Annotated in this window: 6 protein-coding genes (1 of these 6 only partly in view); all 6 read left to right on the top strand. The window is 71.1% G+C overall.

Annotated features, from left to right (window positions below):
- Positions 1-512: 512 nt before the first annotated feature.
- Positions 513-2,939 carry a response regulator gene (locus M2437_RS00945; protein ID WP_253389137.1) on the top strand — a complete coding sequence of 809 codons (2,427 nt, stop codon included), beginning with the start codon at positions 513-515 and terminating at the stop codon, positions 2,937-2,939.
- A gap of 238 nt (positions 2,940-3,177) precedes the next feature.
- The gene (bcsS, locus tag M2437_RS00940) at positions 3,178-3,990 is read left to right on the top strand and encodes a cellulose biosynthesis protein BcsS (RefSeq protein WP_003606498.1); all 813 of its coding nucleotides are present in this window, start codon (positions 3,178-3,180) and stop codon (positions 3,988-3,990) included.
- Between the two features lie 328 nt (positions 3,991-4,318).
- Positions 4,319-6,799: a UDP-forming cellulose synthase catalytic subunit gene (bcsA, locus tag M2437_RS00935; RefSeq protein ID WP_277570174.1), complete on the top strand. Its 2,481-nt coding sequence runs from the start codon at positions 4,319-4,321 to the stop codon at positions 6,797-6,799.
- The gene (locus M2437_RS00930; RefSeq protein ID WP_253389136.1) at positions 6,796-9,444 is read left to right on the top strand and encodes a cellulose biosynthesis cyclic di-GMP-binding regulatory protein BcsB; all 2,649 of its coding nucleotides are present in this window, start codon (positions 6,796-6,798) and stop codon (positions 9,442-9,444) included. Before bcsA ends, M2437_RS00930 begins: the two co-directional genes overlap by 4 nt.
- Complete coding sequence (locus M2437_RS00925; protein ID WP_253389135.1) at positions 9,444-10,733, top strand: family 8 glycosyl hydrolase; 1,290 nt, start codon at positions 9,444-9,446, stop codon at positions 10,731-10,733. The genes M2437_RS00930 and M2437_RS00925 overlap by 1 nt, the downstream gene beginning before the upstream one ends.
- On the top strand, positions 10,718-12,600 hold the 5' portion of the coding sequence (locus M2437_RS00920; RefSeq protein WP_253389134.1) for a hypothetical protein. 169 nt of this gene lie beyond the right edge of the window; the window shows 1,883 of its 2,052 coding nt (coding positions 1-1,883); its start codon is at positions 10,718-10,720; its stop codon lies beyond the right edge, outside the window. The genes M2437_RS00925 and M2437_RS00920 overlap by 16 nt, the downstream gene beginning before the upstream one ends.

The following is a 12,600-nucleotide window of genomic DNA, read 5'->3' as shown; positions in this document are numbered from 1 at the left end:
TCTCGCGCTCCGCATCCTTGAAGACGGCGAGGCCGATTCCGTCCCGTTGGAATCGCTCACGCGGGCCTTCCGCGTGGGGGCAACGCGGGGGCTCACGTGCTCGCCGTCACCGGCCCTCACGACCGGCGGACAGGTCCTAGCAACGCCTATGCCACAAAAACCACAAAACCCTCGAAAGGCGGTCGGACGACGTCGCGTCCGATTCGAGGAGGCTGCCGGTTTGCCGGCCCGCGGCAAAGCTTTCGATGTTTCTTGCGTGCCAGGCGAGGCACTCCCGGACGACACCTCGAGCGCATTCCGACGACGTGGTCACCGGTTTGTCGAAAGAAGGCGCGTCAAACCAAAGACCTAAAGGCGCCGGACGGATGCCATCCGGTCGGATACGGCTCTCAGCCAGCCGGCGATGCCGCCAGCATTAACCGGCCCTTAAGCGCTTCGCGGCCTCGTCTAGAGGGCAGGACGACCAATCCCGGTTTCCTGCGGCCGGCAAGCTGTGCCGGCGGAGCCCCCGCATGCTGGATTCCGTCCGGATCTCGCTCAAGGTGCTGAACGCGGCCCAGCTCGCCCTGATCGCGGCGGCGGCGCTCGGGCTCGCCTGGATCGGGACCGCTATGTTCGGGGCCGGCCCCGCCGCGGACGGCGCGCAGCGTGCCGCGATGACGGGCGCGCGCGCCTTCGCGGACGCGGTCGATGCGGAGCTGCATGGCAGCGTCGCGGATGCGCGCACCGTCGCGCTGCTGCTGCGCCCCGGCGATCCGACGCTGGGTGAGGCCGAGCGTTCGACCCTGCTGCGGGACTGGCTCGCCCTCAACCCGCGCTACGGGGATGCCGCGCTGATCGGTGTCGATGGCAGCGTGCGCGCCGCCGCCGACCCGCGCCGGCCGGGCAGCAGCGTCGCCCGGCAGCCCTGGTTCGCGCGGGCCCGCAACGCCGAAGTCGTCATCGCGACCCAGGGGGACGAGACGGCGCCCTTCGATATCGTCCTCTCCCTCGGAATGCCGGGACGCTCCGACCGGATCCAGCTTCGCGCCGGCCCGGCCTTCCTCGAGATCGGCCCTCGCTTGCGCCGAGCGCTCGACTTGCCCGAAACCATCGCCTTCACCGTGAGCGGCGCCGACGGGCGGCTGCTCGCGGGCACCGCCTCCGCGCCCTGGGGCGAGCACCGCTCGGCCTCCGCGCCGGTCCAGGGCGGGCGTGAACTCAGCTCGCCCGGCTGGGTGGTGACCGCCTACGCGCCGCCCACCGTGACGGCGGGTCTGCTGCCCGACGGGCGCCTCCTGGCACTGGCGCTCGCCGTGGTGGGTGCCGCCGCCGGGCTCGGCTACGCCATGGGGGGCCGCGCCGCGCAGCCGCTGCAACGCCTCGCCCAGGGCGAGGCCGGCCCGGACGAGGCGGCAGCCTCCCCGGTGCGCGAGATCGCGGCGCTGACCGAGGCGGTGGCCGGCCGCTCCCAGAGTCGCGAGGCGGCGCTGGCGCTGGCGGGAACCGGCCTCGACCGGATCAAGGGCCGGCTTCAGACCTTCGAGGCGATGTCCGGTTGGACCTGCTGGGAGATCGACCCGGAGACGCGCCAGGTCGTCTGGTCGGATTCCGACCGGACCGGCACGGCGACGGCCTCGGACCACGCCACCGACCTGTCCGATCTCGCCGAATGGTTCGAGCCGGAGGACCACGCCCTCCTCGACCTCACCCTCGACGCGGCGCGCCGGGCGGACGGCCCGCACGACGTGGTGCTGCGCGCCCGCGCCGACGGCGCCGAGCCGGTGCCTGAAGCGGAGCGGCGGGTGCTGGTGCGCTTCCTGCGCGCGGCGGGCGACGGCAGCCGCATTCACGCCCTGAGCCGGGCGATCGAGGGCGGCGTCTCGGAGACGCCCTCGGGCCTGAACGAGCAGCGGCGCAACGCGATCCTGCGCCGCGTGACCGACGGCATCGTCCACGACTTCAACGACGTGCTCACGATCGTGCACGCCAACCTCGCGACCGTGCGCCGGCGCCACGGCCTGAACCCCGAGCCGGCACGCCTCGTCGATGCGGCGCTTGCGGGCGCCACGCGCGGGGCGGCGCTGACCCGGCGGATGCTCGGGCTCGTGCGCGGCGAGAGCGAGGCTTTGGCCGAGTGCGACGTCGCCACGAGCGTCGAGGCCGCCCTCGCCTTCATGGGGGCCAACGTGCTGCGCGACGTGCCGGTCATCAACCGCGTTCCCGGCGACCTGCCGAAGGTGCTGTGCGCCGAGCGGATCCTCGAACTCGTCCTGCTCAACCTCGCCTTCCACTTCCGCGATCACGGGCTGCACGGCTTCGCGGTCGGGGCCGCCGAGGAGGTGACCGAGACCGAGACGGGCTTCGGCCTGCCGCCGGGCGCTTACGTGCGCCTCCTCGTCGCCAGCGGGCAGCACGAGCCCAGCCGGACGGCGCGGACACCCCGCCCAGGCTCGCTGGAGACGGTGGCCCGGCTCCTCGAAGAGATCGGCGCCGGCTGGCGCCCCGTCTCCGACGGGACCGGCGAGGACGCCTTCGTCGCCGAGATCTGGCTGCGGGCCGCCGAGCGGCCGCCGGAGCAGCCGGCCCTCTGGTACTCTACCCTGCGCATCCTCCTGGTGGAGAGCGACAGCCTCGTCCGGGCGAGCCTCGCCGAGGCGCTGGCCGATCTCGGCCACGACGTGGTTCAGGCCGCCTCGGGCGAGCATGCCCTCGCGCTGCTCGGCGAGAGCGCGGATTACGACGCCATGATCGCCGACCAGTCGATGCCGGTGATGACCGGCCTCCAGCTCGCCGCGACGGTGGTCGAGCGCCATCCCGACATCCGGATCATCCTGGCGAGCCCCCACGGGCATCTGCCGGCCGCGGCGCGGCAGTTCCTGCAACTGGACAAGCCGTTCCGCCCCGACGATCTCGCGGCGGTGCTGAGCGCGGCGGCCCCGCAGGCCCGAGCGGCCTGAATCCGCCCAGCATCGGGAACGCCTGATACGGTTTCCGCTTGATCAAAGCGGGAACCGTATCGGTCAGCCCGCGCGGCGCTTGAGCGAAGCCCAAATCCGCCATCCCGAAGGGATCAAACGGATTTGGTATGACAAGATCTCGGCCGAGATGAATCAGGCTTTCCTGGATTCGGGGAGGCTCTTGTTAACCCTGGACCCTGATAAATCGGTGCGTAGCGTGTGCGTATCCGAGGATCGAATGGCTGTGGTTTCTCGCAACCATCAACGGGCTCCCGGGAATCTCTGTATTCTTGTCTGCGGGTGTGCGGCCGTGTTCGCCGCCCCGGCCCGAGCCGCCGACCTGCCGGCACCGGCCCCCGCGGCGGCCAGCGTCGATTGGTACACCGGCGCGCAGGCGCAGGCGGTGGACGACAGCTGGGCGGTGGCCGTCGATGGCTCGACCAGCATCACCTCCAATTCCTCGGCCTTCGGCTCCGTCACCGTGACGACGGCACTCGGCAGCCCGCCGACGGTGAGCGGCGCGCGCGTGCGCGTCGAGGCCGTGGCCGGCACCTACTCCTATCCCGGACAAGGCGTCGGCGCCCGCGTTACCGGCTACCAGCAGGAGGGCTCGCTGCTCACCGGCTACGAGTGGATCTGGCGGGAGGCGGCGCTCGCCGGCTATGTCGGCTTCAACGTCCGCAGCAACCAGCTCTCGATCCCCGACCCCGGCAACCCGGTCGTCGGAACGGGTGTGGGCCTGAAGGTCGCTGGCAACTTCTACGCCACGCCGACCGACCGGACCATGGTCTCGGCCTACGGCTCCTACTCGACCAAGTTCAACGCCTACTATTCCCGTTTCCGGGTCGGCTACATGGTTGCCGACGGCGTCTATATCGGCCCGGAGGCGCTGTTCCTCGGCGACGACTTCTTCCGCCAGTACCGCGTCGGCGCCCATCTCTCGGGCCTGAGCTTCGGCCCCGTCCAGATGTCGCTCGCGGCCGGCTACGTGCGGGACCGCGTCCAGGGCACGGGCTACTATTCCAGCATCGAGGCACGCGCCAACTTTTAGAGCGCATTCCGACGGCGAGCGGGCCGCCGGTCGCGGCGGCGGCCGAAGTCAGGCGTTTGGATCAATGCGGACAATCCGCCGCCTTGTCCCCGCGTCTCACGGCAAAGTACTGCTGTTCCAAGCGAAGAATGGCTTTCATATCAGGAAGACATTCCTCGCCATCGCATGTCATTTCCGCGAAATTCCTGCCGAATCTTCGGACATTTTCTACGGATGACGCTACGCTCTGCATCGCAAAATCAACCTTGTTCGCAGAGCGGGACGGCGGCGTCGTGAACGCATCCGGAAATCGTCGTATTTTAATGATGGATCCGTCCACGAGGCAGGGGTGGCGAGTGTGATACGTGCGCTGCGGTGGCTGGCCTGGATGGGGACGACGGTTGCCGGCCTCATCCTGCTGAGCCAACCGGTCGGGACGCAGAACCAGCTCGCCATGAGTCTCGCCGCCATGGCGGCGATGATCGTGCTTTGGCTGTTCCTCGACGGGCCGCGCACCCGCTTCGTGTTCCTGGCGCTCGGGAGCCTCGTGGTGCTCCGCTACATCCTGTGGCGGGTCACCGATACGCTGCCCTCCCCCGGCGATCCGGTCAGCTTCGGCTTCGGCCTGCTGCTGCTCGTGGGCGAATTGTACTGCGTCTTCATCCTGTTCGTGAGCCTGATCATCAACGCCGACCCGCTCAAGCGGGCCCCGCCCCCTGTCGCGCGCGCGGCCGAGTTGCCCACGGTCGACGTGTTCGTGCCGAGCTACAACGAGGACGCCGCCATCCTGGCGATGACGCTGGCGGCCGCGCGCCAGATGAACTACCCGCCCGACAAGCTCACGGTTTGGCTTCTCGACGACGGCGGGTCGGACCAGAAATGCGCCGACCCCAACCCCGAGAAGGCCAAGGCCGCCCGCGACCGGCGGCGCGAGCTGACGGTGCTGGCCGAGGAACTCGGTTGCCGCTACCTCACCCGCGCCCGCAACGAGCACGCCAAGGCGGGCAACCTCAACAACGGGCTGGCCTTCGCCAGCGGTGAGATCGTCGTCGTGCTCGATGCCGACCACGTCCCGTTCCGCTCGTTCTTGAGCGAGACGGTCGGCTACTTCGCCGAAGACCCGAAGCTCTTCCTCGTCCAGACGCCGCACGCCTTCCTCAACCCCGATCCGATCGAGCGGAACCTGAAGACCTTCGAGCGGATGCCGTCGGAGAACGAGATGTTCTACGCGGTGACGCAGCGCGGGCTCGACAAGTGGAACGGCTCGTTCTTCTGCGGCTCGGCCGCCCTGCTGCGCCGCACCGCGCTGGACGAGGCTGGGGGATTCTCCGGCATCACCATCACCGAAGACTGCGAGACCGCGTTCGAGCTGCATTCCCGCGGCTGGACCAGCGCCTATGTCGACAAGCCCCTGATCGCCGGTCTCCAGCCGGAGACGCTCTCGGCCTTCATCGGCCAGCGCTCGCGCTGGTGCCAGGGCATGTTCCAAATCCTGCTCCTGAAGAACCCCGCGTTGCAGAAGGGGCTCAAGCCGATCCAGAAGATCGCCTACCTCTCGAGCATGACGTTCTGGTTCTTCCCCGTGCCGCGGCTGATCTTCATGTTCGCGCCGCTGCTGCACATTTTCTTCGATCTGAAGATCTTCGTTGCCAGCGTCGATGAGTCGATTGCCTATACGGCAACCTACATCGTCATCAACCTGATGATGCAGAACTACGTCTACGGCAAATTCCGCTGGCCCTTCGTCTCGGAGCTCTACGAATACGTTCAGGGCCTCTATCTGTCGAAGGCCATCGTCTCGGTGATCTGGTCGCCGCGAAAGCCGACCTTCAACGTCACCGACAAGGGCATCAGCCTCGACCACGACCATCTCTCGTCGGCCTCGCTCCCGTTCTTCGCCGTCTACGGGCTGCTGGCGGCGGGCTGCGCGGTGGCGACGTGGCGCTACCTATTCGAGCCGGGCGTGACCAACCTGATGCTGGTGGTCGGGCTGTGGAACTTCTTCAACCTGCTGACCGCGGGCGCGGCGCTCGGGGTCTGCGCCGAGCGCCGACAGCTGGAGCGGACGCCCTCGCTTGCCATCAACCGGCGCGGCCAGATCACCTTGGGCGGCCGGGCCATCGACGTGTCGATCGAGCGCGTCTCGGCCGAGGCCTGCACCGTGCGCCTGCCCGCGGCCCTGCTGCCGACCGGGGGCGGACACCGCAAGCTCACCGGCGCGCTCACCGTCGTCCCGGTGGCGGGCGCGCGCCCGGCCGGCGCCCTGCCGGTGACCTTGGAGCGGATCGACCGCACCAAGGACGAGGCTTTCGCCCGCCTGAGCTTCGGCCGCCTGCGCCCGCAGGATTACGTGGCGCTCGCCGGCCTGATGTACGGCGACGCGGAGGCGATGCGCCGCTTTCAGATGCGCCGCCGCCGCCACAAGGACATCCTGACCGGCACGCTGCAATTCATCTGGTGGGGTCTGTCCGAGCCGTTCCGCGCCGTGCGCTACGCCTTCGCCGCCGATGCGCGGCCGGCGGTGGCGCCGCTGATCGACGGCACCTCGCCGATCTACGATGCGCCGGAACGGGCGCCGACCGGGGCGAACCTGCCCGAGCCGCTGCTTGCGCCAGCGGTGCCGGCTCACGCGTTTCAGGCCGCCCCGCAGGCGCCGAGGGCGCTTGTGCCGGCCGAGGCGCAGAGCCCAATCCCGGCGGCTCAGGCCCCGGCCAACCCCTCTGCCAACCCGCCGGCCCGCGCCTCGAACGATTGGGTGCGCATGATGCTCGATTACGAGAACGAGCGCGCGCTCGCCGGTCGGACCGGCCGCGGCACCGGCACGGCATGAGCGCGATGGCGGTGCGGCCTCTTCCACGACCCGGCCTCGGACCCGCGCGCCGGGCTGCCCGGGCGCCGACCCTGGCCGTCGCGCTCGTCTGCGCGCTCATGGGCGGGGTGCCGGCCCGCGCGCAGAGCTTCCTCGGGACCGGTCCGGCCGAGCGCCTGACGGTGCCGCCGACCGGAGACGCCCTGCGAAAGCAGAGCCCGGCGCCGGCTCAAGCCCCTGCGCGCGCGCCCACGTCGTCCGCCGCCCCGGCGCCGACAGCGCAAGGCCGCCCCTCGGCCCCCGACAGCGCCGACGGCGGACGCCGTCCGCAGATCCAGGCGACCATCGCCCCGGCCCGCCGCCTGCCCGCCGGCACCCGCGGCTTCCGCCTTTCGGGCGAGGAGGACGTGCTGCAATACCCGGTCTACCTCACCGAGGGGCAGGCGCGGGGCGGGGCACGGCTGCGCGTCTCCTACCTCTCAGCGATCTCGGTGGCGCCGGAGGGCTCGGAACTCACCGGCCTCGTCAACGGCACCAAGGTCGGCTGGACCCGGATTCAGGCCCCCGGCGCCGTCAAGGTCGTGGAATTCGCGATTCCCGACGGCGTCCTCAAGGCCGGCTACAACGCCGTGACACTGACGGCGAGCCAGCGCCACCGGGTCGATTGCGCGATCGAGGCGACCTACGAGCTCTGGACCCAGATCGATCCCTCGCGCTCCGGCCTGGTGATCGCGCCGGCCGCCGACCTCGACCTGAAATCGCTGGCCGCCCTCGAACCCGACGAGAGCGGCGCCCTCCCCATGGGCGTGCTGCTCAACGAGAAGCCGACCCTGCCGCGCCTGGAGCGGATGATCGGCGCCGTGCAGGCGCTTGCCGTCGTGAGCCGGCTCGCCCGGCCCGCGGTCAGCTTCGGGCCGCCGCTCGCCGGCCGCAGTGGCGTCAACCTGCTGGTGGGGACCGCCGCCGAGATCCGCGGCACGGACGGCGTCGAGGATCTCGGGCCGATCACCGGGCCGCGGCTCGCCCTTTTGCCGCCGCGGGGCAACCGCGCGCCGACGCTCGTCGTGACCGGCCTCGGCCCGGACGACGTGCGGGCGGCGACCGCTCAACTCGCCGCGGCCGGCGATGCCGGCGGCAGCGGGCCGGGCACGGCGCTCGCGCCCCTGATCCGGGGCTACGAGGTGCAGGGCGGCGAGCGGCTCGAATTGCAGCGCCTCGGCGTCACCAGCCGGGAGTTCAACGGGCGCCTGCTGCGCACCCGGATCGAGCTGCGCTTTCCGCCCGATTTCGTGCCCGCCGATTACGGCAAGGCCATGCTGCACCTGGCCGGCGGCTACGCGGCCGGGCTCGATTCGAGCGCCCAGATTGTCGTCGACATCAACGGCCGCAACGCCGCGAGCGTGCCGCTGCCCTATGCCCGCGGCGAGGTGTTCGACGATCAGGCCATCCCCCTGCCCTTGAGCCTGTGGCGGCCGGGCCTGAACAGCGTCGAGATCAGCGCGCAGTTGCCCAACGCGGCGGACAAGGTCTGCGACACCCTCTCGCCCGCGGCGCGGCAGCCGCGCTTCCTCTTCCTCGACCGCACCCGCCTCGAAATCCCGTCCCTGGCCCGGGCCGTGCGCAGCCCCGATCTCGCGGCGGTCAAGGCGGGGGCCGTGCCGTTCACCGCGCCGGGCCCGCGCCCGCGCCTCGTGCTGCCGGTCGCGGACCGCGAGACGGCGGATGCCGCCGCGACGCTGGCCGCCCGCCTCGCCATCGCCGCCAAGCGCGTCATCGATTTCGAACTCGTGCCCGATGTCGGCGGCACCGAGAGCAGCGCGAGGCTCGTGGTGGCGCCCGCCCGCGCCCTCAATCCGGTGACGATCCAAGAGGTCGGGCTCGATCCCGAAGAGATCCGCCGCATCTGGGGCGGGCGGGCCGAGACGGTGGCGACACCGGGCCAGTTCGGCCCCGAGGGCGTGCTGACCCTCGACCGGCTGCGCCGCAACCTGCCGATGCGCTGCGCCCTGCCGCCCGCCGCGGTGCCGGTCAGCGTGGCTGCGGCCCCCCCGTCGACGTCCACGGCCGCCCCCGCCGCTGCGGCGGCGCCCGCACCGCGAAGCACGCCGCGGCCGGCGGCCCCGGAGACCGACGAGGAACTCGTGGCCCGCTGGGATCAGACAATGTCGGGCGCGGCCTTCGTGCCCAGCGTCCTGCGGGAGGGCTGGACCCGGCTCGCGAACGGGGCGCTGCGGCTGCGCAGCGGCGTGACGGGCCTGATCGCGGCACCGGCGGCAGACGTGCCGGTCAATCCCCGCGCCTCGCTGATCATCGCTGAGGACAGCGGCGACACCCGCCTCGGCGAGACCACAGTGCTCGTCACCGCGCCGAACCCATCGATGCTCAAGGCTTCCGTCTCCTGCCTTGTCGATCCCGTGGTCTGGACCCGCCTCGTCGGGCGCGCCGCCTTCCTCGATGCCTCGGACGGCACCCTCACCACCGTCCAGCCCGATCGCGTCGCGCTGATCGAGACTCGCTCGTGGTCGCTGGCGAACTTTCGGCTCGTCTCGGCGGCCTGGCTCTCCCTCAATCCCGGCTACTATGTCGGCATGACCCTGTTCATGGCTCTGTGCCTCGGCCTCGCCACTACGGGCCTCGTGCGCCAACTCGGTCGAAGGAATTCCTGATGCGGCCCCCCCGCACCCCGCGCCGCTCTTGCCGCTCTTGCCGCCCCGGCTTCACCGCTCCGCGTATCATCGGATGGGCACTTGCCTCGGCGCTCGCCCTCGCGGCGGCCGGATCCGCCGCGGCACAGACGACCCCGCAGCCGGCATCCCCACAGCCGGCCTCCCCGGAGACGTCGTCCCAAGTGCCTCAGCCCGCGCCCCAGCAGACGGAGGCCACCACGGTGCCCCCCGCCACGGCCCTGCCGGGCCCGCCGCGCGCCGAGACGTCGGCGCGGACCGATTCCGGGCCGCTGCTGGCCAACACCCTGGGCGACGATGCGGCGTGGCGCGCCTACCGGTCGCGGTTCATCACCGAGCAGGGCCGGATCGTCGATACCGCCAACGGCCTGATCAGCCACAGCGAGGGCCAGGGCTACGGAATGCTGCTCGCGGTCGCGGCCGGCGACCGTCCCACCTTCGAGCGGATCTGGGGCTGGACCCGCGCCAACCTCATGGTGCGCTCCGACGAATTGCTGGCATGGCGATGGGCGCCCGACCACCGCCCGGCGGTCTCCGACATGAACAACGCCACCGACGGCGACATCCTCGTCGCCTGGGCGCTCACCGAGGCGGCGGAGGCCTGGGGCGAACCCTCCTACCGCACCGCCGCGCGCCGCATCGCCGTCGAGTTCGGCCGCAAGACCATCCTGTTCAAGGACCCGCACGGGCCGGTCCTGCTGCCGGCCGTTTCCGGCTTCTCGGCCCGCGAGCGCGCCGACGGTCCGCTCATCAACCTGTCCTACTGGGTCTTCCCCGCCTTCCAGCGGCTGCCGATCGTCGCCCCGGAATACGATTGGGCCTCGCTGATCCGCAGCGGCGTCGATTTCCTGCGCCAGTCCCGCTTCGGACCGAGCAGCCTGCCGACCGAGTGGATCTCGGCCAAGGACAGCTTACGCCCCGCCGACGGCTTCCCGCCGCTATTCTCCTACAACGCGATCCGGGTGCCGCTCTATCTCGCCTGGGCCGGCGTCGGGCGGCCGGAGGATTACGCGCCGTTCAAGACGCTCTGGGGCGGGATCGAGCGCGAGCGCCTGCCGATCGTCGACACCCGCGACGGGCAGCCGGTCGAGTGGCTGAGCGAGCCGGGCTATATGGCGATCTCCGCGATCACCGCCTGCGCCGCGGACGGAACACCCTTTCCGGAAGCCTTAAGGACGGTGCAGGACAATCAGAACTACTATCCCGCCACCCTCCAACTCCTCTCGCTGATCGCCGCCCGGATGCGGTATCCGTCATGCGTGAAATCCTGACGCCCCCGCGGCGTCCTGCGCCGAAAGGCCCGGCGGCCCGGCGGACGAGACCGCGCCGGGGTCTGACATCCCGGCCGTTCGCGACGGGCGCGCTCCTCGGCGCGCTCCTGGTCGCCAGTGCGGCGCCCGCGATGGCCCAGGGCAGCGCGGCACCGGAATCAGCCACGCGCCTCATCTACGGCGACGGCGCCCGCGCGCCCGCGATCGTGGTCGATCCCGAGACCGGGGTCACGCCCGGCATGGTCGATGAGAGCGCGCTGCGCTACTACGCCTCGCAGAAGCAGACCGCCCGGATGAAGGCCGAGATCGCGCGGCTGAAGCGGCTCTATCCCGGCTGGACCGAACCGGGTGATCTCGACACCCTGCAGCCGAGCCCGCCCGAAGAAGCGCCGCTGTGGGATCTGTTCACCGCCGGCCGCTTCCAGGATCTGCGTGCGGCCATCGCGGCGCGCCGCTCGCTCGAACCGAACTGGCAGCCCTCGGACGAACTCGCGCGCAAGCTCCGCCGGGCGGAGTTCCGCGCCAGCATCAAGGCCACCGCGGAGAAGAGCGGACCGGGCCGGAATGCCGACGAGGTGGTCGCCCTCTACCGCGCCGATCCCAGCGCCCTCGACACGACGGACCTCGAAAGTCTCTGGATCATCGCCGACGCGCTCGCCACGACGGGGGCGGGCGAGGACGCCTTCGACCTCTACAAGTCGGTCCTCGATGGCCCTGCCGATGCAGGCGCGCGGCTCGCCACGATCCAGAAGGCGATGAGCCATCTCAAGATGGATCAGGCCGAGCGGCTCATCGCCATGGGACGCACCAACCCGGAGGGCGCTTCGGAATTCGACGCGATCCGCCTCGACATCACCCGCGCCCGCATCGCCGCCTTCCTGCACGACGAGCCGGCCCAGACGCCGACCCTGGCTGACCTCACCGCCTTCCAGACCTACGCCCGCAAGAGCGGCGACCCGAGCCAGACCGGCCTGCTCGGCTGGTACGCCTACAAGCGGCGCCAGTTCCGCGAGGCTCTGGAATGGTTCAAGCTCGCCATCGGCCGTGGCGGCGACGCCATGGTCGCCCACGGCCTCGCCCATACCCTGCGCGAACTGAACATGCCGCGCGAGGCGGAGGAGGTCGCCTATGCCTGGCGCGACCGCTTCGTCGGCAACGAGCTGCTGTTCATCGACGTGCTCGAACGCAAGCTGACGCTGGCCAACCCGCCCTTCATCGAGCCCGCGCGGATCGAGCGCTACGCCAAGGTCGTGATCGCCTCCGCCTCCGGCGAGGGGGCGCAAGGCTTGGCGTGGTACGCCTACAATTCCTGCCAGTTCGACACGGCGCTCGAATGGTTTCAGCGCGCCGTCGCCTGGATGCCGAGCGAGACCACGGTGTTCGGCTACGCCCTGACGCTGCAACGGCTGAAGCGCCAGCGCCCCTATCTCGAAACGGTGAACCGCTACGACGGCCTGTTCCCGAAGGTCGTCGACATGCTGTTCCGCGAGGATACCGGCGGGCCGCCACTGCCCTGCGCCGCGCCGCAGCCCCCGCGGTCGCCCGCGCGGGCGGAAACGCGACCGGAGCCGAAACCCGACGCGCCCTCCTACGGCCGCGTACCCCGGCCGGACGCGGCCACGATCGGCGCCCAGACCGGAACGGTGCCGGCGGCGGTCCAGCGCAATGAGTTCCCGCTGAGCGTGCCGCTCGACAATCCCCTGCGCTACCCGCCATCCTCGCTGCAGCGGGCGCTCACCGAGCCGGTCGCGCCCGGCAGCTACGCCCGCGAGCCCGTGACCGCGCGGCCGCCCCTGGTGGCGCGGCGCGTCAACGGGGCCGGCGCCATGCCCTACGAGCGCTACGGCTTTGCCCTGCTGCCGGGCTA

It is taken from the genome of Methylorubrum pseudosasae (genome assembly GCF_029504475.1).
In the GTDB taxonomy this organism is placed as follows: Bacteria; Pseudomonadota; Alphaproteobacteria; order Rhizobiales; family Beijerinckiaceae; genus Methylobacterium; species Methylobacterium extorquens.
The sequence above is the reverse complement of the archived record's forward strand: the minus strand, read 5'-3'. Positions and strand labels throughout refer to the sequence as shown.

What these genes read in the sequence shown, in the direction of transcription:
- bcsS (WP_003606498.1), top strand. Translation starts at nt 3,178, where the DNA reads ATGGCTGTGGTTTCTCGCAACCATCAACGGGCTCCCGGGAATCTCTGT.
- M2437_RS00925 (WP_253389135.1), top strand. Translation starts at nt 9,444, where the DNA reads ATGCGGCCCCCCCGCACCCCGCGCCGCTCTTGCCGCTCTTGCCGCCCC.
- M2437_RS00945 (WP_253389137.1), top strand. Translation starts at nt 513, where the DNA reads ATGCTGGATTCCGTCCGGATCTCGCTCAAGGTGCTGAACGCGGCCCAG.
- M2437_RS00930 (WP_253389136.1), top strand. Translation starts at nt 6,796, where the DNA reads ATGAGCGCGATGGCGGTGCGGCCTCTTCCACGACCCGGCCTCGGACCC.